Annotated in this window: 25 protein-coding genes; 18 read left to right on the top strand and 7 right to left on the bottom strand. The window is 56.8% G+C overall.

The features are described 5' to 3' along the window. Nucleotides 1-2 precede the first annotated feature (2 nt). From PSJE_RS07860 to PSJE_RS07830, 7 genes are all read left to right on the top strand, one after another. Nucleotides 3-416 carry a TIGR03750 family conjugal transfer protein gene (locus tag PSJE_RS07860; protein ID WP_090454312.1) on the top strand — a complete coding sequence of 138 codons (414 nt, stop codon included), beginning with the start codon at nt 3-5 and terminating at the stop codon, nt 414-416. Then, a complete protein-coding gene (locus PSJE_RS07855; RefSeq protein ID WP_090454310.1) occupies nt 413-1054 on the top strand; it encodes a PFL_4703 family integrating conjugative element protein in 642 nt (213 codons plus the stop codon). The genes PSJE_RS07860 and PSJE_RS07855 overlap by 4 nt, the downstream gene beginning before the upstream one ends. Further along, nucleotides 1051-1863, top strand: coding sequence for a TIGR03749 family integrating conjugative element protein (locus tag PSJE_RS07850; protein WP_090454308.1), 813 nt, complete (start codon nt 1051-1053; stop codon nt 1861-1863). Before PSJE_RS07855 ends, PSJE_RS07850 begins: the two co-directional genes overlap by 4 nt. After that, nucleotides 1853-3367 carry a TIGR03752 family integrating conjugative element protein gene (locus tag PSJE_RS07845; protein ID WP_090454306.1) on the top strand — a complete coding sequence of 505 codons (1515 nt, stop codon included), beginning with the start codon at nt 1853-1855 and terminating at the stop codon, nt 3365-3367. The genes PSJE_RS07850 and PSJE_RS07845 overlap by 11 nt, the downstream gene beginning before the upstream one ends. Next, the gene (locus PSJE_RS07840; RefSeq protein WP_090454304.1) at nt 3330-3746 is read left to right on the top strand and encodes a TIGR03751 family conjugal transfer lipoprotein; all 417 of its coding nucleotides are present in this window, start codon (nt 3330-3332) and stop codon (nt 3744-3746) included. The genes PSJE_RS07845 and PSJE_RS07840 overlap by 38 nt, the downstream gene beginning before the upstream one ends. Then, nucleotides 3746-6496 (top strand): conjugative transfer ATPase, encoded by a 2751-nt coding sequence (locus PSJE_RS07835; RefSeq protein ID WP_090454303.1) that lies wholly within the window; start codon nt 3746-3748, stop codon nt 6494-6496. The genes PSJE_RS07840 and PSJE_RS07835 overlap by 1 nt, the downstream gene beginning before the upstream one ends. Before the next feature lie 112 nt (nt 6497-6608). Beyond that, nucleotides 6609-6881 (top strand): HU family DNA-binding protein, encoded by a 273-nt coding sequence (locus PSJE_RS07830; RefSeq protein WP_090454301.1) that lies wholly within the window; start codon nt 6609-6611, stop codon nt 6879-6881. Nucleotides 6882-7011: 130 nt separating this feature from the next. Here PSJE_RS07830 and PSJE_RS07825 read toward each other — a convergent pair whose 3' ends face one another. After that, nucleotides 7012-7284, bottom strand: a complete 273-nt coding sequence (locus tag PSJE_RS07825; RefSeq protein WP_090454300.1) for a LasR-specific antiactivator QslA — start codon at nt 7282-7284, stop codon at nt 7012-7014. Between the two features lie 169 nt (nt 7285-7453). Here PSJE_RS07825 and PSJE_RS07820 point away from each other — a divergent pair, with 169 nt between their 5' ends. The 5 genes from PSJE_RS07820 to PSJE_RS07800 all read left to right on the top strand — a co-directional run bounded on the left by PSJE_RS07820 (nt 7454) and on the right by PSJE_RS07800 (nt 12016). Further along, the gene (locus PSJE_RS07820) at nt 7454-7708 is read left to right on the top strand and encodes a helix-turn-helix domain-containing protein (RefSeq protein WP_090454298.1); all 255 of its coding nucleotides are present in this window, start codon (nt 7454-7456) and stop codon (nt 7706-7708) included. Between the two features lie 105 nt (nt 7709-7813). Beyond that, a complete protein-coding gene (locus tag PSJE_RS07815; protein ID WP_090454296.1) occupies nt 7814-8770 on the top strand; it encodes a TIGR03756 family integrating conjugative element protein in 957 nt (318 codons plus the stop codon). After that, nucleotides 8767-10149, top strand: a complete 1383-nt coding sequence (locus PSJE_RS07810) for an integrating conjugative element protein (protein ID WP_090454294.1) — start codon at nt 8767-8769, stop codon at nt 10147-10149. The genes PSJE_RS07815 and PSJE_RS07810 overlap by 4 nt, the downstream gene beginning before the upstream one ends. Before the next feature lie 3 nt (nt 10150-10152). Then, complete coding sequence (locus PSJE_RS07805; RefSeq protein ID WP_090454292.1) at nt 10153-10461, top strand: hypothetical protein; 309 nt, start codon at nt 10153-10155, stop codon at nt 10459-10461. A 10-nt stretch (nt 10462-10471) separates the two neighbouring features. Beyond that, nucleotides 10472-12016 carry a conjugal transfer protein TraG N-terminal domain-containing protein gene (locus tag PSJE_RS07800; protein WP_090454290.1) on the top strand — a complete coding sequence of 515 codons (1545 nt, stop codon included), beginning with the start codon at nt 10472-10474 and terminating at the stop codon, nt 12014-12016. Nucleotides 12017-12025: 9 nt separating this feature from the next. Here PSJE_RS07800 and PSJE_RS07795 read toward each other — a convergent pair whose 3' ends face one another. Next, on the bottom strand, nt 12026-12409 hold the full coding sequence (locus PSJE_RS07795) for a DUF3742 family protein (RefSeq protein ID WP_090454288.1): 384 nt from the start codon (nt 12407-12409) through the stop codon (nt 12026-12028). Between the two features lie 458 nt (nt 12410-12867). Between PSJE_RS07795 and PSJE_RS07790 the strand changes: the two genes are divergently transcribed. Both PSJE_RS07790 and PSJE_RS07785 read left to right on the top strand, forming a co-directional pair. Further along, a complete protein-coding gene (locus PSJE_RS07790) occupies nt 12868-13197 on the top strand; it encodes a hypothetical protein (protein WP_090454286.1) in 330 nt (109 codons plus the stop codon). Nucleotides 13198-13328: 131 nt separating this feature from the next. After that, a complete protein-coding gene (locus PSJE_RS07785; RefSeq protein WP_090457803.1) occupies nt 13329-14291 on the top strand; it encodes an ArdC family protein in 963 nt (320 codons plus the stop codon). Between the two features lie 134 nt (nt 14292-14425). Here the strand turns inward: PSJE_RS07785 and PSJE_RS07780 are convergent, their stop codons facing one another. Further along, a complete protein-coding gene (locus PSJE_RS07780; protein ID WP_090454285.1) occupies nt 14426-14620 on the bottom strand; it encodes a DUF7740 domain-containing protein in 195 nt (64 codons plus the stop codon). A gap of 197 nt (nt 14621-14817) precedes the next feature. Between PSJE_RS07780 and PSJE_RS07775 the strand changes: the two genes are divergently transcribed. The 4 genes from PSJE_RS07775 to PSJE_RS07765 all read left to right on the top strand — a co-directional run bounded on the left by PSJE_RS07775 (nt 14818) and on the right by PSJE_RS07765 (nt 19305). Further along, nucleotides 14818-15870 carry a hypothetical protein gene (locus PSJE_RS07775; protein WP_208601451.1) on the top strand — a complete coding sequence of 351 codons (1053 nt, stop codon included), beginning with the start codon at nt 14818-14820 and terminating at the stop codon, nt 15868-15870. A 311-nt stretch (nt 15871-16181) separates the two neighbouring features. Continuing rightward, nucleotides 16182-17906, top strand: coding sequence for a MobH family relaxase (gene mobH / locus PSJE_RS07770; protein ID WP_090454283.1), 1725 nt, complete (start codon nt 16182-16184; stop codon nt 17904-17906). Nucleotides 17907-18529: 623 nt separating this feature from the next. Next, nucleotides 18530-18670 (top strand): hypothetical protein, encoded by a 141-nt coding sequence (locus tag PSJE_RS31265; protein ID WP_159439177.1) that lies wholly within the window; start codon nt 18530-18532, stop codon nt 18668-18670. Next, nucleotides 18667-19305, top strand: coding sequence for a hypothetical protein (locus PSJE_RS07765; RefSeq protein ID WP_090454281.1), 639 nt, complete (start codon nt 18667-18669; stop codon nt 19303-19305). Before PSJE_RS31265 ends, PSJE_RS07765 begins: the two co-directional genes overlap by 4 nt. Nucleotides 19306-19396: 91 nt before the next feature. Here PSJE_RS07765 and PSJE_RS07760 read toward each other — a convergent pair whose 3' ends face one another. The 4 genes from PSJE_RS07760 to PSJE_RS07740 form a co-directional block, all read right to left on the bottom strand. Continuing rightward, nucleotides 19397-20581, bottom strand: a complete 1185-nt coding sequence (locus tag PSJE_RS07760; protein ID WP_090454279.1) for a UvrD-helicase domain-containing protein — start codon at nt 20579-20581, stop codon at nt 19397-19399. Further along, nucleotides 20574-22232 (bottom strand): ATP-dependent nuclease, encoded by a 1659-nt coding sequence (locus tag PSJE_RS07755; RefSeq protein ID WP_090454277.1) that lies wholly within the window; start codon nt 22230-22232, stop codon nt 20574-20576. Before PSJE_RS07755 ends, PSJE_RS07760 begins: the two co-directional genes overlap by 8 nt. 986 nt (nt 22233-23218) lie before the next feature. Further along, nucleotides 23219-23698: a Mov34/MPN/PAD-1 family protein gene (locus PSJE_RS07745; protein WP_090454273.1), complete on the bottom strand. Its 480-nt coding sequence runs from the start codon at nt 23696-23698 to the stop codon at nt 23219-23221. Continuing rightward, nucleotides 23686-25317 (bottom strand): ThiF family adenylyltransferase, encoded by a 1632-nt coding sequence (locus tag PSJE_RS07740; protein WP_090454271.1) that lies wholly within the window; start codon nt 25315-25317, stop codon nt 23686-23688. Before PSJE_RS07740 ends, PSJE_RS07745 begins: the two co-directional genes overlap by 13 nt.

The following is a 25317-nucleotide window of genomic DNA, read 5'->3' as shown; positions in this document are numbered from 1 at the left end:
GCATGAACGACACAATCGAACATCTTGCCGACGGCACCTTGGTCTTTCTGCCGGAGCGGCTTAATCGCGATCCTGCCGTATTACGCGGTTTGACCAATGATGAGATGTGGGTAGCGCTTGGAACCGGTGCAATCATTGGGCTGCTGCTGGGCGTTCCTCTAGCGATTGCCACAGCTTCCATTGCCATAGCGCCGACCGGCATGATCGCAGGCATGGCGCTGGTGCTATTTGCCGGTGGCACACTACTGCGTCGGGCCAAACGGGCCCGGCCCGAGACCTGGTTGTACCGCAAACTCGAATGGGTACTGGCCAGCCGTTGGCGCCTGGGTCGCGGAAGTCTGATCCTCCACTCCGGCGTCTGGACGGTTCGCCGTTCGCGTCGACTGCGCCCTGCCCTGTCCCGGTGGCAGCCATGAGCCGATTTCGGAACAAGGTGGATGCCCAACAGGCCCACATTTTCAGCCTGCGTCTGGCGGTAGTGATTCTGGCCCTGGTCTGTGCCGGACTTTGGTATGGCTGGCGCTCGGCACCGACCGATCTGACGGTGCATGTCCCCCCGGATCTGCGCTCGGGCAGTACTCGTAAGTGGTGGGATGTCCCCCCAGAGAATGTCTATGCCTTTGCCCTGTACATCTTTGGCCAACTCAACCGCTGGCCTTCGGATGGCGAGCAGGATTATCGCCGCGCCATCTATGGCTTGCAGTCCTACCTGACCCCCGCCTGCAAGGCCTTCCTCGACGGCGACTACGAGTACCGCAAAGCCGCCGGAGAACTGCGCCAGCGGGTGCGTGGCGTCTACGAAATTCTGGGCCGAGGCTACAGCGAAGATCCGGAACTCAGGGTCAAGCAACTCGACCGCGACAGCTGGCTGGTCAAGCTCGATCTCAATGCCGATGAATATTACGCCGCCGAACCGGTGAAACGGGTGGTGGTGCGTTATCCATTGCGCGTGGTGCGTTTTGATCTGGACCCCGAACGCAACAAGTGGGGACTGGCACTGGATTGTTATCAGGGCACGCCGCAAAAAATCTCCCTGCCTGGAGTTGCGCCATGAAGCGGATTTCTACCCAGGGACTCACCGTCGCACTGATGCTATGGGGAGCTGCAGCGCAGGCCGTCGAGCTGATGCACTGGGAACGCCTCCCCCTCGCGGTCCCGCTGGTGATCAATCAGGAACGGGTGGTCTTTGTCGATGAGGATGTTCGAGTCGGCGTGCCCTCAACCCTGACAGGCAAACTGCGTGTGCAATCAACCGGCGGCACGCTGTACCTGCGCGCGTCAGAAGCCATTGCCCCGACCCGACTGCAACTGCAGTCGATCGGGACGGGCGAGATCATCCTGCTGGATATCGCGGCCACTCCCGGCGATCAACCGCTGGAGCCCGTGCGTATTCTCAAGAATGCTCAGGTGCAAACTACCGAGGCTGAATCTAGCACCGTCCCTGTTCCAGAACGTACGCCGATCCCGGTCGCTTTGACGCGCTATGCCGCACAGAGCCTGTACGCGCCGTTGCGCACCGTGGAGTCCCTGCCCGGTGTACGCCGCGTACCACTCAAGCTACGCACCGAACTGCCAACCCTGCTGCCGACCGAAAACGTGTCCAGCACACCCATCGCCGCCTGGCGACTCGGTGATTACTGGGTGACGGCGGTGAAGTTGCGCAATCGTAGTTCAGAGACGGTACAACTCGATCCGCGTCGGCTTCAGGCTACGCTGTTCGCCGCGGCCTTCCAGCATGCTTTCCTGGGACCGGTCGGCAGTGCTGAAGACACCACGATTGCCTACCTCGTCACCCGCGGTGCCGGCCTCGAACAAGCGGTACTGCTCCTGCCCATTGCGCGAGGTGAAGATGATGAAAGCTAACGCCTTGCTCAAATGGCTGGTACCGGCTGCACTGCTTGCCGTGGTGTTGATTATCCTGAAAACCTGGGTCGCGGGCAGCAGCAGTTCCTCTCCAGAGAAACCAGTTGAGCAGAGCAACATTCAGTTATCCGCCGAGCAAGCCAAGTCGCTCGGCATTGCGGGCGATACCCCACGCGACACGGTCGCCACCCTGGTCGGCCAGGTGAAGGCCATGCGCAGCGACATGTTCGGTTTGAAGAAACACAACGATTCGCTGCAGACGGAAAACAACCGCCTGCGTGAGCGGGAAAACAGTGTCGATTCGCGTATCAAGACGGCGCTTGGCAGCGTGACCCAACAGGTCGACGAAGGCCGCCGACATGCCAACGAGGCCCGGCTCAAAGCAGAACAAGACAGTCGCCAGGCTCGCGGTCTGCTAACGCAATTGCAGGAGCAGTTGTCGGGGCTGACTGGCAAAAGCAAGGACATGCCGATCGGATTGGGGCTTGAGCCGAGTGACGGTGCGCAATTCGAGGGGCAACACTCTGCCAATAATGCGCTGCAGTGGATTGAACCCGCGGACGCTCCGTCCACCAACGCCCGAGGCAAAACCACGACCGCCTCCGCACTGAGTCTGCCCACTGCCTTCAACTCACTGGAAGGCTTGAAAGATAACGCGATTGATCGCGGCCAGAAACAGTTACGTGCGGTCACCCATGGTGAGCATGACCTGACGCGGTCCGTTGATCGTACCGAAGGGGCGAAGCCGGTCTATACCATTCCCGAAAACGCGACATTGATGGGCTCGGTCGCCATGACTGCGCTGATCGGCCGAGTCCCGGTGGACGGTACCGTGAATGATCCCTACCCCTTCAAGGTGCTGGTCGGCCCCGAGAACCTGACTGCCAACGGCATCGACCTGCCGGACGTCGCGGGGGCCGTAATGAGCGGCACGGCGTCCGGTGATTGGACCCTGTCTTGCGTACGCGGACAGGTCGAATCAATCACCTTTGTGTTTACCGATGGCACCATCCGTACGGTGCCTCAGCCGAAGGCGGTAGCCAGCCGTAATGCCTCCACCCAGAGCTCGAACATCGACAAGATCCGCGGTGGGCTCGGCTACCTGTCCGATCCGTATGGCATTCCATGCATCGCCGGCGAGCGCCGCTCGAATGCCCAGCGATACCTCGGCAGCCAGAGCCTGATCACTGCGGCCGGCGCCGGTGTCGCCGCCTTGCTCGGGGATGAGCAGAACAACAGCAGTGTGATCAATTCGGGCGGCAGTACGCTCGGGGTTACCAACAGCACGGGCAACAGCGCGCTGAATTCAATTCTCAGCGGTGGGGTCAGCGACATCCGCGAGTGGGTCAACAAGCTGTATGGCGAGGCCTTTGCGGCCGTGTACGTGCCACCTGCCGCCCAAGTCGCACTGCACCTCGACCATGAAATCACCATCGACTACGAGCCCAAGGGCCGGAGCGTTCGCCATGAAAAAGACCCTGCCTCCCTGCCTGATCTGGATTAGCGTGCTCTGCTGGGTCCTGGCGGGGTGCTCCACCGACAAGGACACGCTTCTGCCCCATGGCGAGCAAACCATGCTGGACATCTGGAACGGTGCCGGTTCGCAAGGCACTCAGCAGCAACTGCTGGATGCTCGGCAGCAGTTACGCCGCTCGTTGGCTCAAGCAGATTTCTCCGTTGCTCTCCAGGAACCGTACACGCGTACCGCGGCGAACGAGATCCGCAACCTGTTCCCTCGCTTGCCCAATCCCGATCTAGTGCTGTACGTGTATCCGCATTTAAGTGGCACCGAGCAGGCACCGATCCCGGGCTACTCGACAGTCTTTCCGTTCTACCAACGGGTGCAGTACGCGTTGCCTGGTGAACGTCAGGAAGACTTGTAGTGCGTACCGGCGATTCGGGCAACCGCACTTCTGCGTGGAAAGCCTGGCGCCACCCATTGCGCCCTCGCGCCACCTTGGCCGATGAAGCTGCACTGTATGCGCACAACCCCAGCTTCACCGATCACCTGCCTTGGGTGGAATACCTCGACACCGAACAGTGTTTTCTACTCGATGACAACCGCTCGGTGGGTGCGGTGTTCGAGTTACTGCCCATCGGCACCGAAGGGCGCGAACCTGATTGGCTGATGGCGGCTCGTGATGCCCTCGAAGATGCCCTGCAGGATAGTTTCGATGAGCTGGATCAAGCGCCTTGGGTGGCGCAGTTTTTCTGCCAGGACGACAACGACTTCACCCCCTACCTCACCCGGTTCACCGACTATATCCACGATAGAGCACGAGGCACGGTCTTCACCGAGGCATATTTGGCGCTCAGCCGCCATCATCTGAAGGCCATAGCCAAGCCTGGCGGTCTGTTTGAGGATAAAGTGGTGACACGCCTGCCCTGGCGTGGCAATAACCGCCGGGTGCGCCTGGTGGTCTATCGCTGGCTTGAGTCTGACGCTGAGGAGACAGGACTCACCCCGGTGCAATCCCTGCATCAGGCTTGCGAACGTATCGCGGCTTCGTTGCATGCATGCGGGGTGCAAACGACGCGAGTCGATGGCCGAAGTCTTTATGCCTGGTTAGTGCCCTGGTTCAATCCTGCACCCACGCTCACCTGTGAAGCACCCGAGGATTTCTACCGCCGCGTGGCCTTTCCGGAGTCGGGTGACGGCGAGTCGCTGGAACTGCCCTTCGATCATGACTTCGCCGAGCGCCTATTTTTCAATGAGCCTCGTTCCGATGTGCGACGCGGAGTCTGGTATTTCGATGGTCAACCTCATCGGGTCATGGTGGTGGATAAGCTGCGCCGGGCGCCCTTGATTGGTCAACTCACTGGCGAAACCCGCAAGGGCGACGCGATGAATGCCTTGTTCGACCAGTTACCCGAAGGTACGGTGATGAGTCTGACCTTGGTGGTCAAACCACAGGATGTGCTCGAGGATCAGTTGAACCGCTTGGCGCGCAAAGCGATCGGTGAAAACCTGGCCTCGACCCAGACTCGTCAGGATGTCGAAGAGGCTCGTGCGATCATCGGCCGCCAGCACAAGCTGTACCGAGGAACCCTGGCGTTCTACGTACGCGGTCAAGATGAACAGCAATTGCACCAGCGCTCCGTCAGCCTTGCTAACGCGCTGTTGGGCGCGGGGCTGCAACCTGTACGTGAAAGCGATGAGGTCGCCGCCTGCAACAGCTACCTGCGATGGTTGCCGATGGCTTACAACCCAGCCCGAGACACGCGCAACTGGTACACGCGCCTGATGTTCGCCCAGCACCTGGCGAACCTGGTTCCGGTATGGGGCCGCAGCACGGGCACAGGTCACCCAGGCATCACTTTGTTCAACCGCGGTGGTTCGCCACTGAGCTTCGACCCTCTGTCACGCCTGGACCGAGCCATGAATGGTCATCTGCTGTTGTTCGGCCCCACCGGCGCCGGCAAGTCGGCCACTCTGGTCACCCTACTGATGCAGGTCATGGCCGTGTACCGCCCTCGCCTGTTTATCGTCGAGGCCGGCAACTCATTCGGCTTGCAGGGTGACTACTTCGCGACACTGGGCCTGTCAGTCAACAAGGTCCAATTGAAACCTGGCGCCTCGGTCAGTCTCGCCCCCTTTGCCGATGCGTGGCGCCTAGTCGAGCAGCCGGATCAGGTCGCGAGTCTGTCGATTGATGAGCTGGACGATGAGGCGGTAGCAAGTCGCGAAGACCAACGCGATGTTCTTGGCGAACTGGAAATCACCGCTCGCCTGATGATCACCGGTGGCGAGGCCAAGGAAGAAGCCCGCCTGAGTCGAGCCGATCGCAGCCTGATTCGCGAGTGCATTCTCGATGCGGCGCAGACGTGTGTCGCGGCGGGTCGCCAGGTACTGACTCGCGACGTGCGCGACGCCTTGCTACGCGTCGCTGCCGACACGCACTTGCCGGAGAAGCGTCGCGAGCGTGCCCAGGAAATGGGCGAGTCCATCGATCTGTTTTGCCAGGGTTTCGAGGGCGAACTGTTCGATCGCGAGGGCACGCCTTGGCCCGAGAGCGATGTGACCATTGTCGACCTGGCCACCTATGCTCGTGAAGGCTACGAAGCCCAGATGTCCATCAGCTACATCAGCCTGATGAACACCGTGAACAATCTCGCCGAGCGTGATCAGTATCTGGGTCGGCCGATCATCATGGTCACCGACGAAGGCCATATCATCACCAAAAACCCGCTGCTGGCGCCATTCGTGGTCAAGGGCACGAAGATGTGGCGCAAGCTCGGCGCTTGGTTCTGGCTGGCGACGCAAAACCTTGCCGACTTTCCCACTGCCGCGCAGACCATGCTCAACATGATCGAGTGGTGGATTTGTTTGAACATGCCACCGGCCGAAATCGAAGAGATTGCTCGTTTCAAGAAACTCACGCCAGCGCAGAAAGCCTTGCTGCTCTCCGCCAGTAAGGAGCCGGGTAAATTCACTGAAGGGGTCGTGCTATCGAAGAAGCTCGAAACGCTGTTTCGGGCCGTGCCGCCTAGTCTTTATCTCGCCCTAGCTATGACGGAGCCCGAGGAAAAAGCCGAGCGCTGGGCACTGATGCAAAACAACAACTGCTCGGAGTTGGAAGCGGCTTTTCAGGTAGCTGAACACATTGATCAGGCCCGTGGAATCGGAACGTAAGTATCGATTTGAAGCCCAAATAGCGTTACATCTACAAAAGGCCTGTGCTGGATATGCCCGAACTATCTGAGTAGATTACTCGTCACCATTCAGCCAGCAGAAGGAGTCATAAATGAATAAAAACGATCTCGTCGAGGCCATAGCGAGCTCCGCCGATCTCCCGAAGTCCACTGCCGGACGCGCGCTGGAAGCCCTCACAACCATCATATCCACTGCGTTGCAAAGCGGTGAGAACGTCACCTTGGTTGGTTTCGGTACCTTTGCGGTGAAAGCGCGTGCAGCGCGCGACGGCCGTAACCCTCAAACGGGGGCCACCATCAAGATCGCAGCCGCGAAGACGCCTAGTTTCAAAGCCGGTAAGTCGCTGAAAGACGCGGTTAACTAGACGCTGGTGGCAATTACCCAGTACCAACTCTGCGAGAGCACTGGTATTGGGCTTCAGCAGCCGAAACGCTTGCTGAACGCCAGGAGCCGTTCAAGCCATGAGTATGAACGCGTCTTAAACGTCGTTTTTCTCAGCTTTGATTTGGGCTGGGTGACACACTGCTTAGCCGCTGCTGAATCCTCAACAAGAATCCGGCTTCAAAGGCATCCTGGCAGTCACCGACAGGAAAGGTCTTGCGGGTTTGCGCCAGCTCCCACCACAGCGGAATCTCGCCGGGAGTATCAAGCCAAGCCTGAGCGCATTGCACGCCACGTTCGATCATCGGGGCAAACTCGCTGCCCCAAGGCGTCAGAAGACTTGGGCAACCATCCGCCGCCGGAATTGAAATGTAGTTTTCGTCCATATACACCCTAGATGTCTGATTTATTGGTAGACGTTGGGGACAACTTTGAAAAGCTTAACGACGCCAAATGAACGCTCGATAACAGGCATGAGCATCAAACGGCCTAGATCAATGCCAATGTAGACTATATCCCGTGGATTGAGAGTCCCTCAAGGCGCAATTTGCGCGCATGACTCAAGACTACGAACAGCTTCGTCTGCAGCTGGCGGAAAACATCCGCTTGATGCGACGCGTGAAAAACCTCACCCAAGAGCAGCTGGCGCTCATGGCCGAGGTGGATCGCACCTACGTCAGTCAAATCGAACGATGCACGGGCAATCCGTCGCTGTTAGTCCTGTGCAAGCTCGCCAATATTTTCGAAATTACCGCAGATCAACTACTTACAGAGCCGGACATCCTGCGCAGCTCCCTTCACGTCAAATAATAGTCTCACGTCTCGCAAATCCGATACATCCACCTTCATTTTTTCCACTGACAGTCTTCAGTCCCTAACCGAACCTGCCCAGGCCATACACCAAGAGCCTGGATCATGCCTGTTGCCTACTCGTCAGTCCCGCCCACAAAGCTACGGCCCTTGGCGCTGAGCGTCCTGCTGGCGTGCGGCCCAAGCGTGGCGCTGGACACCGGCAGCATCACCGCCTCCGTGCTATCTCCAAACTGTCTCGACTACAGGGTCGTCGGCATTTGTTTTTGGCTCCTCTGCACGCCCTTCGGCTGCACAGTCAAAACCTCGACCAAGGTTCGTCATTTCATTCCTGAGTTGGTGGTCTCGAGCTACGCCACCACGGGCAATAACCCCTGGACCGAGATGGCCACCCTCTCCGCTCCCATCAGTGGTGCGGAAGGCGGCGGTAACCTGATCACGCCGAACACCCAGCGCGACAACCTACCCCGCTTCAAGAACGTCGATGGCATCGGTCACCCCGGTGGCTGGGCCGCAACACAACTGGCTTCGCAATCCGGCTATGCCTGCGCCAGCGGCGCTATTGCGTTCATGCCCTACTACCTAAGTACCCTGGACTCACTGGCCTGGCGCCATGGCATTCCGGAAAGTCTTTACCCCGAGTCGCTCATGCCGGGGCTCCGTGAAATCGGTAGTCAGGCCTCGGGAAACATGTGGGGAAACGTTTATCCTCGGCAGGGATTTCTGGTACAGCCCGACGACTTCAAGGCGGCCGCAGTCATGGCGCAACGGGCCGGCGATGTGATTACCCGCAATTGGCAGCCGCATGTGTACGTACCACTGACGCCCGCCAAACGCGACGGTTACTGGCCGCCTGGCCCGATCATTGAAAACGACGCGTCGACCCACAAATGGCAATTGCTCTACCCCCAGGTGCAGCCTACGTGCGCCATCTTCCCCAGCGATCCGGAACAAAGCGCGGATGGCGGCTACGCCTGGTCGCTGTGGCGTCCTTATAGCTGCTGCAAACGTGAGGGACAGACCTTCCTGTTCAGCATCGACTTCGAAGGCGGTGCTTCATGAGCCGGCTTCGCGCGCGACCCTGGTTGGGCACGATGAGTCTGGTTTTCTACGGACTGCTCGCCATGGCCACTCATGCCCGCGCCGCCGAAGGCGAATACCGCCTGGGCACTCAAGGCGAAGTGCTCGACGACCGGGTGATGTACACCATCGGTGGCGGCTCGGCAGTCGGCTCACCGAGCTCGCTCTACCGACCCAGCGGTCTCGGTGTCGGCGGCTCCTGGCGGGCGAACATGATGTGCGGAAACATGAGTCTCACCAACACCCTGCAAAACCAGCTGAACGGCGTCACCGAAGGTTTCCAGCAGATCATGGGCAGCATCGTGCAGAACGCGACCCAAGCCGTAATGTCGCTGCCGGCGCTGATCATCCAGCGCGCCAACCCCGGTCTCTATGAGTTGCTCAGTAATGGGGTGATGCAAGGTCGGATCGACTTCGACCGTTCCAAGCTGACCTGCCAGGCCATGGCCGAAAAGATGGCGGATAAGGTCGGTCAAGCTGGCTGGGGCGCGCTGGCCAAGAACCAGGAGATGCAGGGCAATCTGGAGCAAACTGGCGGTGATGCGGTGGCCGCGGTGAAAAACACCGAGGCCCATAACGGCAACAACGGGGTGTCCTGGGTCGGCGGTCAGAAGGCTGGAGGTAGCGGGCAGACCCCCATCCGTGTGACCTCCGACGTAGTGCGAGCAGGCTACAACTTGCTGCATAACCGTACGGTGGATGACAGTGCCTCGATCAGTAGCAGTGATTGCCTGGGAGGGGCTATTTGTCAGACATGGGCTTCGCCCCAGGAGGAGTCCGAGTGGGCCGTTCGGGTGTTGGGCGAGAGCGAAGTCGCGACCTGCGACACCTGCGAAACCCTGCGTGCTACCGCTGGCAGTGGGTTAACGCCGCTGATCCAGGAGGCCTATAGCGAACGCCTCAAGGCCCTGCAAGGGTTGCTGTCGGGATCACTGCCGCCTACCCCTGGCAACCTGAGTAAAGCCTCCAGCCCGATGCTGCCGGTGACCCGTGGTGTGGTTGAAGCCCTGCGCGACGATCCCGACCAAGATCTGTTGGCACGGCGCTTGGCCAGTGAGACGGCCTTGTCCGGCGTGCTCGACAAGGCACTGCTACTAATGCGCACGCTGCTGGCAGGCAGTCACGAGCCGAACATCGCTTCCGCCGAGCCGGCCCAGACCGCCTTGACGAAAAACATCGACGCTCTAGAGCGCGAAATACGCCTACTACAAACCGAGTTGCAGGTCCGGCAGATGCTGGCCACAAACACCGCCAGCCTTGTGCTCGATCGGCATGCGGGTGGTGCCGATGCTTCGCGTACAGTCGAGCAAGGCGACCCCGAGCCCGGTCGACTCAATGATGCTGACGGCAGGCGCAAGTGAGCCATGAAACGCTCACCGCTATTCACTTTGCTTTCAACTCTTGGGATTGCCGCAGTGATGATCCTGACCGCTGCACTGGTCGCCTGGATCGGCCGCACTGCGCTGGGTAGTTTCGAGGTCTGGCAGCAGGCATTCGAATCCGTACGACCCTACCTGCGGGGGTGGCGTGCCCTGCTCTACGGCGCCCTCTTTGCGCTCTGGTGGGATCTGTTTCAGCGCTACCGACATCGACCCCTGGATCGATTGCGCGTGAAGCGCATCGGAGCATTAGGGCTCGTGCTCGTTACTTGCGTCGAACTCACCCGACTGTGAGGCCACCACCATGCTCATGAGCACCAACAGCTACCTCGAGTTTTACCTCTCTCTGCTGGCCTGGATCATCAATAACGGCCTCTGGAGTGTCCTGTCCGACACCGGGCTATTCGCCGCGCCCTTTGGTGCAATCATCTTGCAGGAATGGTTGTCGGCCCGTCAGCAAGGCGCGGATGAAGGCAACAAGGGCCTGCTCTCGGTACCGCGGATCGAGAACCGGTTGTGGCTGGCCTACATCGTCGTATTGTTCGGCTGCGCGCCGGTCTTTCCGTTGAGCCTCGCCTCAATGGCGTTCGATGATGCAGCGAGTCAGCGCTGCGGCGTAAGTGTGGCCAAGCCAGCGGAAACCGCCTGGGGGACGACCTTCAATACCATCGGCGAACGCTCCGCCAACGTACCGATCTGGTGGTTTCTGGTGCATGCCTTGAGTAAAGGGGTAACCGCCGCAGCCACCGCTGCCATTCCCTGCGCACCGGATATTCGGCAGATGCGCATGGAGATCGACAGCTCGCGTATCAACAGCCAGGTACTGCTGCAGGAAGTCGCCGACTTCACCCGCGACTGTTATGGCTATTCCCGTTCTCGGCTATTCACCAACCGTCCGCAGTTGGACAAGGCACAAAGTCACGACGCGTCCTGGATCGGCTCAAGCTATCTTCTCGACACGCCCGGCTACTACGACACGGATCGTTCACGCACACCGCGAATCAGTTGGCCGTATGACGAAAGCCGCGATGTTTCCTTGCCGCGGCTGGAGAATGGCGCGGGCTACCCCACTTGCAAGCAGTGGTGGAGCGACAGCGGTGTTGGCTTGCGCGAGCGGTTGATCCAGCAGGTTGATCCCTCGCTACTGACTCAGCTGAAAGGTTGGTTGACTGGCCGTTCGAGCAACGAGATCGAAGATGCCACCCTGCGCGAACTGATCAGCCCGCGCCAGCAAACGATGTCCATGTCACCTGGACAGGTGTACCAGGACTATGGCTCTAGCGCTCGTGGCGGCTCTATCAATCAGGGGCTCAATAACCTGGCCACCAACACCGGCTTGGCCCTCGGTTCCTTCAGTAACTTCCCGGCGATGAATGCGCTACGCGCCGCTCTGCCAATGGTGCAGGCCTTCCTGATCATGGGCGTCATCATCAGCTTGCCGCTGATTCTATTGGTCAGTACCTACCAGCTGAAGACCGTCATGACGGTGACGTTCGCACTGTTCACACTGCATATGCTGAGCTTCTGGTGGGAACTGGCCCGCTGGGTCGACTCCAGCATGCTCGATACCTTGTACAACCAGGTTTCGGTGTCCAATCAGGTGCTGTTGTCGCTGCCCACATCCGGACTTATGGATGGGACGGTCACCGCGCAGGTGATCGAGTACGTGATGGGGGCAATGTTCGTCGTGCTTCCGATGTTGTTTTTGGCTGCAATGAGCTGGGCAGGATATAGCGTTGGCTCAATTGCCGACGGCATGCTTAGCAAAGGAGCAGCTCAAGCGCAGGACGCTGGTGCAAGAGGCGCTGGAGCTCTGATGTCTGCTGGAAAGGCCTTAAGGAAGGGGTGAAGAACTCGACTACAGGTCTTTTAAATCAGGCTGACCGGGTGCGCGGCCATACTCATACTCACTATATGGGTCGCCATATGCCTTGTACCGGAGAGCATCCTTAGGTTTGATAGGCGTTCCATTGGCGATGGCCCAACACAAGACAATAAGGATCATCACCGACACTGTGAACCATAAGCTAACTAGAAGGAGTCCGGCGGCTATTGCCAACTTGATAACTAGAAAACTCCCGCGAACAAGTAATTTACCTGCGGGCATTCCTGCCGTCTCCGCACGCTCAACCACGCGGGACTCAAACGCTTTCAATTTGCGATAACCACGCTTTACCGACATGCCACATGCGTACGCCCAGCGGTGGCCACGTGAATTCTGAACAGGCTGCTGAGTCGGCATGCTCTCGCCCTCTTCTGAGCGTTTTCATGGTTGAGACAAGAGTAATAGCGTACTACTGAAATCGGCCCGTCCCTGACCGTTTATCAGTTTGCCCCAGCCGAAAAATCTTCATTGGAAGACAGAGGACAAGCTCCGTGAAACAGCGTCTTTACAGTCATTGACCCATACAAATCGTCCGGTTAAATACAAGGTACGGATCGCTGTTATCGACAGCACCCTGCCCAGGTAGCCAGAGCCTTCAAGACTACGTCACTTCGGTGATGGTTCTCCCCAAGTGCGATTAGCGTTCGGTAGCTCGCACGGTGACCGTTGCTACGGTGATGAACGCCTACTGCTCTCCTGAGCGCCTTTCGAGCTTTGCTCGCCAGACAAACCTTCTTGTTTTTCTTCAACCCACCGCGGGGAAAATCTTTCCCTCCACGGGACAGGTTTCTTCGCGTTTTCAACGGAGACATACCATGCCCGACTCACTGACACCGCAAACACTGAACACCCTTCGGTTGCCCATCGTGTTCACCCCTTGCGCGTGGCAACGCGCAGCACTGCTCGAGCAATCCGATCACGCTGAGAAGCTGCAGGTCGATCGGTTGAGCCGCGTATTGCGCGCAGCCATCGAAGCCCACCTGGCCTATCCACACAAGCCCTGCGTGCTGTTCGAGGTAATCCACATTGAACCAACCGATCACTTAGACCACGATCCGTTGCTGCAATTGAGTCTGAGCCTACTCCAAGAACCGGGTCAGCCTGGCGCCTTGCTGATAGCCCTTGCAGGAGAACACCAGCGCTAATCGCAATGGGCGGCGCCCACCTCCACATTCGGACGGCATGCAAGACCTGCATCAATCCGGTACATCACCCAACCGGGGAACCCTCCCCGACGGGCACGGCGTTCCTCCGTTTTTCTCTCGAGGAAAATGCCATGCGCGATATCTACCAAGACGTGACAGACAAGATCGTTAAAGCTTTGGACCAAGGCGTTCCCCCCTGGATCAAACCCTGGTCCTCAAGTGGCTCAGCTGACGTCGGTCATCATCACACCTTCCCCATTAACGCCATCACGCGTCGTCCCTATTCGGGGATCAATTTACCGCTGCTCTGGGCCGAGGCCAGGTTGCAAGGGTTCACTCGAGATCGTTGGCTGACCTTCAACCAAGCCAAAAAGGCCGGTGGACACATCCGTAAAGGTGAGCACAGCACCCTGGCGGTGCTCTACAAGCCAATGGAGCGAGAGGAACAGACCGAGTCAGGCCAACCCGTACTCGATGAAAACGGCCAACCCAAGGTCGCTCATTTTGGCATTCTCAGGACGCATTTTTTGTTCAACATCGAGCAAACGGAAGGGCTCGAAACGCTCAACGAAACCTTGCTCGAAGCGGGCCCGACCGCCCCCGTCCTAGCCAACAGTGCTGCAGAAAATCTGCTCTTAAGTACTGGCGCAAACATCGTTCATCGATCTGCCGACGAAGCCTGTTACCACCCGATCAGGGATCTCATCCAACTGCCGACAAAAGCGCAATTCCACGATGAAGGTGGGTACTACGCCACCGCACTTCACGAGCTGACGCACTGGACCGGGCATCACTCTCGGTTGCAGCGCGAGGGGGTGACGTCAGCCTGTCCGTTCGGGTCGCCAGGCTACGCGTTTGAGGAGTTGATCGCCGAAATGGGCGCTGCGTTTTTATGTGCCTACACCGGTATACAGGGAGAACTTAGGCACGAGGGCTACATTGACTCCTGGCTCGGCCTGCTCAAGGCTGACAAACGCGCGATCTTCCGCGCCAGTGGCCAGGCCCGAAGCGCCTCGGAGTATGTACTCAACCTGGAGCAGCAACTGAAGCAAGCGGTCTTGGATGACTCGCTGTGCATGAACGATGGAGCTTGATCGTTACCTCACCGCTGCAAACGCTTCACAGGGCCCAACGCGAGTTGAGCCTTTTTTCTGTGCCTAGAAAAATCCGCATGCCGCGGGACTCTGACGCAATCTACAAGAGATGCGCGCACACCCGCAGCATGCCGTTACGAATCCAGATTCTGCGCTAGAAAATCCACCAACTCGAGCGGACTTCGGCTGTCGATCACCTTGTAGATCAGATCGCGTTTACTGCGCGGTAACTTCTTCACCACGCTCTTCGCCGAGGCCCTGACGGCTTCGTCTGTCCCATGGATACGTGCCGCGAGCAGCAGCACGAGCGTGGCGTCAGTGAGGTTCATGGCAAGACCCAAGAATATTTGCGCCGCAGTGTACCCATTTCATTCAGAACCAATCCAGCACTTGAACTTCGCGCATACCATGATTCGCTAGCCGGACGACTCTCCCTCAAGAAACACTAGAGCAGGCCGATATAAAGGGAGGGCGAACAGTCGCCTTAATTAACTCCCCGCCCCCTACAAAGATTGAGAGATTCTCCTTGAAAATCAATGTCGAAGCGACTCCTTATGCTGAGCGTTGTTTCCTAACAAAAAATCGTACTGCACTCATCTGGCCTTTTATCAACGTGCCTAAACAAGCTGGACCGTATGAACTGTTTCTAGACACCAATGCGTTCAGCAAAATTTCATGGATTGATGAACTGCCGGACGAAATTCGCAACCAAGCGACTTTTAACCCATGGCCAGCCTTGATGGAGCAATGGCTGTCTAACTCCGAACTCCATCTGAACCCAGTCAAGTGGATTGAAGACACTTTGGCCCCACTAGCAGCTAAAGGTGTCCGCTTCCGAGAAAACTATGCCAAGGAGCAGGCCAAGCTATTGAAGAACAACGAGGCTCAGCTAAAAACTCAGTGGAGCCTACTGTTTCCGTATGTGGCCATCATGAAGGTAATGGTACAAAAAAAAATCACCCCAGCCGATGCTCTTGCCGATCTGGAAGCACTCGTAAGGGCTGACGTGCCCCGGTTCACCGGCAATCTAATGCTAATGGCACTGATCGCCCTACTTAAATCACAGCAGACACTGAAATTCGCTAATGACGAGAAGCCAGCCTACTCATACTTGGAATCTTTTCTGGCGTTTCAGCCCGGCAAAAAAGACGAATCGGATCGTATCAACCTTCCCTATCTGAGAAACCGTTCCGGGGATCTTTCGCTGTGGTATACCCTTCCGACACTCTTGCAGAAAGGTTACAAAACTATTGGTGAGCCAATAATTGTAACGGGTGATAAAGCTCTGCATCGAGTCATATTCCGAGCGCTCCCACCCGTTGCGCACGAAAGCGGAAGAACAGCATTTACCATAAGCCCATTTGAGCTTAGTCAGTCCATGCAAACTAATATCTTGGAGTTGGCTACTAGCGTACAGATTCGAAGCTCGACCACCGTAAAAGAACGAGCAGGACAAATGGGTACGCTTTTTGAAATAGCGAAGTCTTATTGCACGTTCTCAGAGGAGAAAGATGCGCTGGACGAAGGATGGCATGAGTGGTGCTGTCCTGGCTTCGGTAAGGATTTCGTATTCGATTAAAGCCATTGAGACTAGGGGGTCATGTGTCCTTAAGTACATTTCGCCCAAACTCCTTACCTAGTGGAACGTTGAGCCCTCGAAACCATCCATCATCAATGAGCCAACTTAACGGGGTTTGGTAGAAGAGTTTTGCAGATGCTTACATACAGCAAACTTCCAGGAAATGGCTACGAATGGAATCGGATTACCTCTTTGCCGCAAAGGGCTAAAAAGGTAAAAGGCAAGTGTCCTAACGGAAGGGGTAGCAAGGGTAAGAGCGCTATCCGAAACGGCTAAAAGGCCACTGACTCAGCCACTTCCCGGAGGTCAAGATGCTCAACCTGTTTCGCCGCAAAAGGCAGAAGCCCCCTCCGCCACCGACCGTCAACGTTGCCGAAGGTTACCTGCCCATCGAGTCGGCTCACAGCTTGTTAGCCGCAGAGCACCGCCGCCAACTGATCGATCGCATCTGGCAGTACACCGCCCTCTCCCACGCCCAATTCACCCAACTCTATTTAAATCCGATCCATCGCTACGCCGAACAAGTCCAGCAACTCCCGGCCAGCGAGACGCACCACCATGCGTATCTCGGCGGCATGCTCGACCATGGTCTGGAACTGGTCGCCTGTAGTCTGAAACTGCGTCAGTCGTATCTGCTTCCCACCGGCGCCGCGCCCGAAGACCAAGCCGCCCAGACCGATGCCTGGTCGGCTGGCATCGCCTATGGCGCGCTGCTGCATGACAGTGGCAAGATCGCCGTGGACCTGCAGGTCGAGCGTCAGGATGGCCGTCTTTGGCATCCTTGGCACGGTCCCCTGGATCAGCCCTACCGTTTTCGCTATGTCAAGGGTCGCGACTATCACCTGCACGGCGCCGCTGCAGGTTTGCTTTACACCCAGATTCTCGACCGTCCGATCCTCGATTGGCTCAGTGGATTTCCATCGCTGTGGGCCAGTCTGCTGTACGTCCTGGCAGGTCAGTACGAACGTGCTGGCGTGCTCGGTGAGTTGGTGATTCAGGCCGACCGCGTCTCCACCGCGCAGAACATCGGTGGCAACCCGAGCAAGGCGTTACAAGCACCCATTCACTCGCTGCAACATCACTTGATCAGCGGACTGCGTCATCTGGTTCAACACGAGTTGAAACTCAACCAACCAGGTGCCGCGGGTTGGTTGACTCAAGACGCCCTCTGGCTGGTCAGCAAGACGGTCACCGACAAGCTGCGAGCCTATTTGCTGTCGCAATCAATTGAGGGCATTCCCTCGTCCAATATCGCCGTGTTCGACGAACTGCAATCGCATGGATTGGTCGAGTCCACCCTGGAAGGCAAAGCCATCTGGACTGCACTTGTCGCGCAGGGAAACTGGCAGCAGAGCTTTACCTTTCTGCGCCTTCAACCGGCGTTGATTTGGGGGAGCGAAGACCGCCCCGAGGCTTTTAACGGAACGGTGAGCGTTGCAGTTTATGACCACTCGACTGACGCTCAGACATCAGCACCGACGCCCAAAGCTGTCAGTAAAGGATCAGGTCAAATCCCATCGCAGCCAGATCCCGGGCTCATGGGGGACGCCGACTATCTCGGAACACTGTTGGATGTGTTCGAGTTGGAGGAGTCGGAAGTCAGTGACGCATCGTCAGAAAGCGCCCTCGAAGTATCAAGCCCGCCTTCGGACAACCCAGGCCAGGTCTTCCTGAATTGGGTCAAAGAAGGCATCCTGAGCCACACACTGATCATCAATGACAGCAAGGCCAAAATCCACACGGTGAGTGGCAGCGTATTACTGGTCACACCTGGCCTCTTCCAACGCTACGCGCAGGAGTTTCCTGGTATCTCACGGGGGGCCGATCTAGAAATTGAAGAATGGCGCTGGGTGCAGAAGCAGTTTGAGAAGCTGAAGGTTCACAAAAAGCGAGACAACGGTCAGAACATCTGGGTATGCCAAGTGCAAGGCCCGAGGAAGAAAACCACCTTGAAGGGGTATCTGATTGAGGTGCCAAAGCTATTTTTTGAATTGCCCCCTCCCGATAATCCTTTTCTTAAAATCGAAACAAATTAAATTTTCGAAGTGGCCCATATGTCGAAGATTGAGAGACTACCAAGCGGTTCGACGATGCTGTGGAAAGCCGACTTTGACCTTTTGAAGGCTCCGAACAACTACTTTGGGGTGATAGCTGCGCTTGAGGCAGGCACCTACTTGCCAAAAGCCGACTGTAGATAGGTATCTGCTGATGTCCTACGTTTGTCGATGCCGCAAGGCGCTTCGAGAGATGGGAATCGTCGATGAGTTGCCAGGCCCGTTTGACAAGGGTGCTCTGGTACCTCTGCCCGCCTGCCGGCGCACCTCTGAAGAAAAAATTGAAGCGGTGCTACGCTGCAGGACGAATGGCATGACTCAGAAAAGAAACGTTGGATACCTTGGGCATACCGACATCGACGGTGGATAGAATCTGGAAGCAGCAATCCTGATCGGCGATCCAGAATTTATCCTGAAATACCTGATTTCGGCCTGTCGGATGATGGTTGAGCCGATCTCTCATTGCCCCCTTTAAATGGCGAATTACGCTCATATGCTCATGATTAATATCAATATGTTTATAGATCCTCAGTATAGGCGTTTCTAGATAGAGCGTTTGGTAGCTGGTACAAAGCTTCAACGTTGAAGGAGTTGAGGTAAGTACCATGATTGAGTTAGCTCGCGAGATTGCTGGTATGGAACCTGGCAAAGTTATCGCTTTACTGGCATTTGCAGCTTTTGCTTTGGCCTGGAAAGCGTTGTCTGTCCTGGAAGCCCACTCCAAGAAGAAGGAGAAGGACAAATGAGGCCCTGGTCGCGGATGCCCGCCTGGTGGTCGAAGGAGATCTCAGACTTGCGCGGAGGAGCAGCGTCCGGACGCTCCCAGGCACTCCTACGTGTCATGCTCGCACTGGCGACAATGACCCCTAACGGCAAGTCGTACAGCGTGACCTCTTCGGTCAGCGTCTTGATGGACAGAACCGGCCTGAGCAGACCGATGGTGCGAGTAGCCATTGCTGATGCAACCCAGCGCGGCTGGATACGCCATACACCAGGCGGAGGCACGCAAAAATCCGAGTACACGTTGGTGTGCCCGCACTTTGAGGCTGAGGAAGACGGCTATTACTACAAAATCCCAAATGTAGAGGTCGTGAGCCTGATCCCGAAAATTTCGCACCGCGGCGAGAAAGCCCTGGCAGCGCTGAAGATCTACCTGATCCTGCTCATCGTCAGACCCAACCATTCACGGGTATCACTCATCAACGTGGAGAACCTGCGCGACCGGGCTGCAGTGCAGTGGCACTCGATGCGCGATGCACTTTCGATCCTCGCCACTCATGGCCTGATCATCGTCGACAAAGCGCCCGGCGAGGAAGGACTCCAGGTGAAGAACCAGTACATCATGCGCGGAAAGCTCGTGCGAGAAAGTATGCCAGCTTGAGCTCAAGTAGCCCGTGACTTCTGGTGTAGGTGTGGTGCGAGTTGCTCTGGCCCCCTGCCGCCGGCTCGATAGCGGATCCAATTAGCGCGCCTTACATCTCAATTGCTGCAGCGAGCGCGCCAGCGCCATCCCACACGGGGTAAGGGAGCCCTTTCACCTTCTTGTCCTCGACGAGGAAGGCCAGGCTATAGCGCGCGCGGGTGATCGCGACGTATAGCTTGTTTCGCGACTCCTCCGTTTTATCCTTGTCGAACACCTTGGCATTCCCGCCAACGAACTTCAGATGTTTATCTGGCGGGATCACGAGCACTCGATCAAAGCCTAAGCCTTTGCAGGAACCGAACGTGTAACAGATAAGGTTGCCCGGGAGATATCCAGCGCCGGTAGTTGACGACCAGCGCAGTACTTGGGGCTGAAAGGCTGCTAGGTAATCGCTCACCTGAGACTGCTTCACGATGAAGGTGCCATGGTGGTGCGATATCTCGTCTGGCACTTTCTCGACGCCCGATACTGTTTTGTCATACAGCCCCGGGTGGATCGTGTCGGAGAGGTCGCAGATTTCCTGGACGCACCTGCGATTCTTCGGCATCGAATGCTTTTCGAACTTCATTTTCCCGACGAAGTAATCGACCTTCTGCTGAGGCGTCTGCGGAGCCTTATGGCCGAACGTCGTGGTGTAGATTGTCTGTCGAAAGTCGCCCACACAACAGATCGAGTCGACCATGACCTTGTTGAGTGATTTGATCACGTCGTAGTCCCAACCGACCAAATCCTGTACTTCATCAAAAAAGACCCTTTGATAAATTTCCTTTAACCGCTTGGCCGGGGCATTTTTGGATAGCTTCGCAATGAGGGCCGCAAGCTTTGCCAACAATCCGGAGTACGCCTTGGTTTTGCAGGACGTCAGGTAATGCAGCGGATTAATCGTGCCGTCTTCTGATTTTTCAGCTCTGCCATCAATGTAGTAGGTTGTACCTGGTATCAAGTGAGGGTTGTTCTCAGTGAACGAGATGGTCGTGATCCGATCTGGAAATACCTCGCTCTGATAGGGACGTACCATATCTTCCAGGTAAAAAGAGAACAGCCCCTTGACGACGAAGTGCTCACAGCTGGCACCGTACAGTTCGACAAAACGAGCGCGCAGCTCTGCCTGATTATTGGTCGTGTAGGTGACTACAAGCACCCGCCCACCACCCTTGATGACCTCAATGGCGTCAGTAATGATCTTGTGCGTTTTCCCTGACCCGGCGCCAGCAACCCAGAGTTCGTTAGGCAAAATCGAGCACCTCGTCCAGGAAGACTGGGTACTTGAAGTCCAGGGCGCCATCGAACAGTTTGACCGCCGAATCGACCTTTCGAGCGCCTTTACCGTTGCCCTTTACGCTTTTGAACCAACGGATCAGATTCTCCCTTCGATCCTCCAGAGTGACCTCTGTATTGTAAATATTGAAGGTTTCCGTCGACAAGACTTCCTTCGCGAAAGCGTCAAGGGTCTTGATGTCAATTGCGTTGGCATAAATCATCGCAGGCTCAAGCGAAAATTCGGCGTTGTTCATCGACGAGAACAGCTGGATGTTAGGGAACGCCGCGTATTCCAGACGTCCTTGCACAACGTTACCGTTATAGTCGCCATCATTATCCCTGAGCACATGGATCTTGGTGCCGATCTCCTTGCCCACCTCGATGAACGTCTTGAACCCCACACCTCGCACCACGATGATATCGATCCCGTCCTGCTCAGGCAGTCGGTTATGTTTTCGCTGGTAGATTTTCTTGAGCACCAGTTCATCCGACGGCCCCTCGACCAGGATGACCTTGCCCGACAGTGCCACCCGCAAGGTGTCGTAGCCAGGGAGACGCTTGAGGGTCTTTACCACTTTGGGGTCTAGCGTGTGCAGCCTTTTGTACCCTGACTGCACAAGGCAAATCTTGTCGATACTCAGCTTGTTCAACACATACGAGCTGTGGGTGGTCAGGAACAGCTGCTTGTCGCCCCGCTGGGTTTCGATGTAGTGCACCAGCTTGTTCAGATTGGTGTGAGACAGATGGTTTTCGGGCTCCTCCATCATCACCAGATCGATGTCGTGGGATTTGTTCTGAATGGCCAGTTTGATCTGCACATTGCTCTGTTCACCCTTGCCTATGAAGTGAAACGGCACATCATCGACCTCAAGCTGCAGGCCGGTCTGTATGGAACCTACTGGTAACGTACTTGCTGCAATGGTGAGCTTGCTATCAGTGATGAGGTGATCCGAATCAAGGCTGGCGTTAACCGTCTTGACCTCCCCGGAGTTGTTAAACACCTGCAGGTTTTCACGATAATTGAGGGTCAGCTTGACGAGCTCTTCCTTCGCCAACGCGGTGTTGAGGATGCTCGATATGTACTGGTTCTTCCCCATGGTGGGGTGGATGCGTGTGGGGTCGATGTACAGCGCCTTGAACTTCTTGGCTATCGGCTTTATCGGGTTCCAGCCGAAATCGAGCCATTCCACCTTATAGAACTCGATCGGAATGCTGGTGATGTTCGGCTTGGTCAGCAGGTGGCTCTCGTACACAGCCTCCAGCGACGGGTCGAAACAGGCTTGTACCACGACGCCCTGGGCGTCAGCCTTGAGGCTGTTGTTCGAGCCTCGGTACTCAGGCACACCGTCAATGTAGGCCTCAATGATCAGACTGGGCAGGTGCTTGGAGCTCAAGTCGGAGGCGAGAAACCGAGTGACTGCGTCTTGATTGAAAAGATCAGGGGAGAATTCGCCGTTGAAGGGCCGTCCGCGATGGTTGTAATTGAGCACAATTTCCATTGCTTCCAGGATTGTGCTTTTACCGGCATTGTTGTCGCCGACGAAAATATTGACGTCGTCGTTGAACTCTAGAAGTTCGTCGCGGAATTTTTTGAAGTTGATCAGCTTGATCGATTTAACGTGCACTCTAAATCCCTCTAGACATCGTCGTGATGGCGCATCGCCACGGCGATTGAACGGTACCTTGGGTAGCGCCGGCTGTCCATATGACGAATGGCAACGAATACTAACCTACGGAGAAGGTTGGCCCGAGTGCAAAGACCATAATCTCATCCCCTATTCAGAAGCTGCCTTAGTTGCATCGCCACCTTGCTTTTTTTCCATATATTGAACCAGACCTCATTGGTCTGCCCTGCCCCTAAGCTTTGAACGCATCCTCCGCCGCTGCGCCACCGCGCGGATGCGAAAGAGGCAGAAGAGGTCGCGCTCGATGAGGAAGAAAACGACTTCCGGGCGATCAACGGCCTTATTGACGCCATCAGGGGCTCCGGCTTCCTGCCTGCGCCTCTTTCACGTACCAATGGGGTGCCGGATGGCACCACCGTGGTATCGACCTACCTCGACGAGATACGCACCACAAGCACGGCAAAATTTCTTCCTATCATCACTCGGACACGCGTCGGCGAAAAGCACTTGGAAGTCTCCTGAGTGGATGCTCAGTATGGAAATGCTCCACGGTGGTTCGAGTACCGTGAGGGCCTGTGCAGGATCCAGACAACCGCGAAATTGCTGACGAAAGACGAGGCGCAGCAACGGGTCACACAAGTGCTACTCGCGCCCACGGCGGTAGCCGACACGCCGCTGATGATCTACATGCATTCGGGCCTGAAGAAGATCTATCCCGTCTCACTGAAGGGCCAGGCAATTGACTCCCCAACCTTCCAAAGAAGACCTAGGCCATCCGCGCGCCAAAGAACCTCTTACGAGAGGTGAGCTGATCTTAATTTGCAACCTTCAGGCACGAAGGTAGCGGACGCGACATGAAGTAAGTGGAGATGTAGGCTGCACTTCCCGCACACTTGGTTACTCCATGAGTACACTGACCTTCGAGTCCGCATCACCGCTTCCGACATGGACTACTCAGGTGATGGGTATCGCGTTCAGTTACACAGCTACTGCCCGCTGAAGGGGTACAAGCGGTGCCTCGCTCCATCCGACAGCATGTACTCCACGCGTAAGTCCTGCCGCCCAACAATCGCTGCCAACATAGGCCTCCCATCTCTCCGAGAGGCCGCAAGCTTCTGCCACTCGCTGATATCCAGGCCAGATGGCGTCGGATGATCTTCAGGGTGCGTGTGCCACTCCCCGACATACCTGACCAGCCCGTTGCTATCTCGCCACCGGCGTTCGGCGATGCCTTGATGGCCATCGAGCAAGCGCTCGAAAAAGTACTTCAGCCGACGATCCTTTGGCGTGGGTACCGTGGCCTCTAGGATCTCCAGGTGGATACCACGAACATGACCAAGCAGAATGCCGCCCGCCTCTGCGTCGTTCTCGCCTTGGATGTACCGCTCGAAGACTTCGATCACCTGTGGAGCGAAATACACAAGCCGTTCGCTGGCTGGATCTTTCCAGGCGTTTATGAACCGCATGCGGGGCACCCTGGTCGTGGAAGGATCGTGACATCCCCCGTGGCAGGATCATGCGCCCGGCTGATGACGCGAGTGGATAAGGGAGCCCACAACGTGGCCCCTACCCAAGCCAAAGCAGCATCCAGGCCTAACGCTGCTGCCTGAACAGACACCGATGCAGGGTACGCCACGTACTGTCCCTCACAGCCTCCTCCAGCGAGGATCGGACGCACACCTCCGGCTACTGAAAGGAACCGCTGCTCGGCTTCGTAATCGCATAAGCAGCGGTAACAGCCCTCAGACCGATGCTGCTTGAGAAGCGCCCGCACTGCCTCACCAGAACCTTCAATCCAGACATGAAGGAGCGGAGTCTGCCATCCGCCATTCGGCAGACTACCATTCGCTTGTTGACCAGCCAGCCAGTTCCCGAGGCCCTGCTCACCGGTCGCATCGATGATCAGGTCGAACCCTGCAAGGTTGACCGAAAAGGCGTCCTCCGGGAGGGCCCTGACGTTTGCTGAGGGCATCCCGATTTTCAACTCTGTGACTAACCCTTGCGCCTTGTTCAGTTCTAACCGATTGGCGCCGAGTCGGTGACGTCCGATATTCCCAGGAGCAAGCTTCTGATTGTCGATCAGTTGCAACTCACCACCGCCCGTGCCGGCACCCGCCTTAACCAGCAAGTCCGCAAGGTAGCCGCCAATGGTTCCGCAGCCAACCAACGCAATCTTCTTGCCTGCGAGCGTTTTCTGCCCAGGAATGTTGCGCCCTACAATATATCGATCGTCCATCCTGACCATCTGCATCAACTCAATAGGCGCTTCGAAGATAGGAGCACCCTGATCCGCCTTGGATGTGCGTTTGTATTTCTGAAGATCTGTCACGAGAAACCCATACTGGATCGTAGGTGCGTCAATAACTACGACAATGGCTTGCTTGTCAGCACGGTAGGCCTTGATGATTCGGGCCAGGATCTTCCGGCGACATGGAGGATCCAGTTTCGATTGCCAGTCTAGAAGTTCACCGACAGTCTTTGGCGGCCAGGCACCAATCAAAGGACGAGGAGGAACCTTCGTCGTGATTTTTGCCGTGACTCCAAGGAGCGCCTCGACGCGACCTGCTCGGTAAGCAAACTTTGATTCTGCGCGTGCCAGATCATCGGTGAAAACGAGCCCCTGCCCTTTACCCAGACTCAGCGCCGCGACTTCGCCAGATTCAGGCCTCTCGATGTCGGTATAGCAGTAGTCACCACGCCAGAACGCGAAGAATTCCTCCTCCAGATCATCCACCCGCTCTTTGGCCATGATCTGATCGAGAACGACCGCCGCCCGCTTCAGGGCAGCGATCGTTTGGCTGATAGGTCTGTACATGTCAAACACGACTGTCCCCTCCGCTACATAGCAAAGAAAACCATCCGGCCCAACATGCGGCGCAAAAGGAAGCAGAAGCTCCGACAACGGTTGCTGGAGAATGATCGTCGGGAACGAACGAAGCTCGCGGTCAATGAATACGTCGCACGGCACCAAACCAAAGCGCGTCTCCAGCGCGCCTTCCACTGCCAGGTAGCCCGAAACGTCCTGGGATTTCTTACGACGGAATCCCAGGGGCTTAATTGATTGCAGCAGCTGAGGGATCACCAT

Origin of the sequence: Pseudomonas jessenii, assembly GCF_002236115.1 — a bacterium.
Lineage (GTDB): Bacteria > Pseudomonadota > Gammaproteobacteria > Pseudomonadales > Pseudomonadaceae > Aquipseudomonas > Aquipseudomonas jessenii.
This window is presented reverse-complemented; position numbering and strand designations above follow the sequence as displayed.

Bases quoted from the DNA above. Each gene is read 5' to 3' on its own strand.
- PSJE_RS07860 (WP_090454312.1), top strand. From the start codon at position 3: ATGAACGACACAATCGAACATCTTGCCGACGGCACCTTGGTCTTTCTG.
- PSJE_RS07855 (WP_090454310.1), top strand. From the start codon at position 413: ATGAGCCGATTTCGGAACAAGGTGGATGCCCAACAGGCCCACATTTTC.
- PSJE_RS07850 (WP_090454308.1), top strand. From the start codon at position 1,051: ATGAAGCGGATTTCTACCCAGGGACTCACCGTCGCACTGATGCTATGG.
- PSJE_RS07845 (WP_090454306.1), top strand. From the start codon at position 1,853: ATGAAAGCTAACGCCTTGCTCAAATGGCTGGTACCGGCTGCACTGCTT.
- PSJE_RS07840 (WP_090454304.1), top strand. From the start codon at position 3,330: ATGAAAAAGACCCTGCCTCCCTGCCTGATCTGGATTAGCGTGCTCTGC.
- PSJE_RS07830 (WP_090454301.1), top strand. From the start codon at position 6,609: ATGAATAAAAACGATCTCGTCGAGGCCATAGCGAGCTCCGCCGATCTC.
- PSJE_RS07825 (WP_090454300.1), bottom strand. From the start codon at position 7,284: ATGGACGAAAACTACATTTCAATTCCGGCGGCGGATGGTTGCCCAAGT.
- PSJE_RS07820 (WP_090454298.1), top strand. From the start codon at position 7,454: ATGACTCAAGACTACGAACAGCTTCGTCTGCAGCTGGCGGAAAACATC.
- PSJE_RS07815 (WP_090454296.1), top strand. From the start codon at position 7,814: ATGCCTGTTGCCTACTCGTCAGTCCCGCCCACAAAGCTACGGCCCTTG.
- PSJE_RS07810 (WP_090454294.1), top strand. From the start codon at position 8,767: ATGAGCCGGCTTCGCGCGCGACCCTGGTTGGGCACGATGAGTCTGGTT.
- PSJE_RS07805 (WP_090454292.1), top strand. From the start codon at position 10,153: ATGAAACGCTCACCGCTATTCACTTTGCTTTCAACTCTTGGGATTGCC.
- PSJE_RS07800 (WP_090454290.1), top strand. From the start codon at position 10,472: ATGCTCATGAGCACCAACAGCTACCTCGAGTTTTACCTCTCTCTGCTG.
- PSJE_RS07795 (WP_090454288.1), bottom strand. From the start codon at position 12,409: ATGCCGACTCAGCAGCCTGTTCAGAATTCACGTGGCCACCGCTGGGCG.
- PSJE_RS07790 (WP_090454286.1), top strand. From the start codon at position 12,868: ATGCCCGACTCACTGACACCGCAAACACTGAACACCCTTCGGTTGCCC.
- PSJE_RS07785 (WP_090457803.1), top strand. From the start codon at position 13,329: ATGCGCGATATCTACCAAGACGTGACAGACAAGATCGTTAAAGCTTTG.
- PSJE_RS07780 (WP_090454285.1), bottom strand. From the start codon at position 14,620: ATGAACCTCACTGACGCCACGCTCGTGCTGCTGCTCGCGGCACGTATC.
- mobH (WP_090454283.1), top strand. From the start codon at position 16,182: ATGCTCAACCTGTTTCGCCGCAAAAGGCAGAAGCCCCCTCCGCCACCG.
- PSJE_RS31265 (WP_159439177.1), top strand. From the start codon at position 18,530: ATGATTGAGTTAGCTCGCGAGATTGCTGGTATGGAACCTGGCAAAGTT.
- PSJE_RS07765 (WP_090454281.1), top strand. From the start codon at position 18,667: ATGAGGCCCTGGTCGCGGATGCCCGCCTGGTGGTCGAAGGAGATCTCA.
- PSJE_RS07745 (WP_090454273.1), bottom strand. From the start codon at position 23,698: ATGCGGTTCATAAACGCCTGGAAAGATCCAGCCAGCGAACGGCTTGTG.
- PSJE_RS07740 (WP_090454271.1), bottom strand. From the start codon at position 25,317: ATGGTGATCCCTCAGCTGCTGCAATCAATTAAGCCCCTGGGATTCCGT.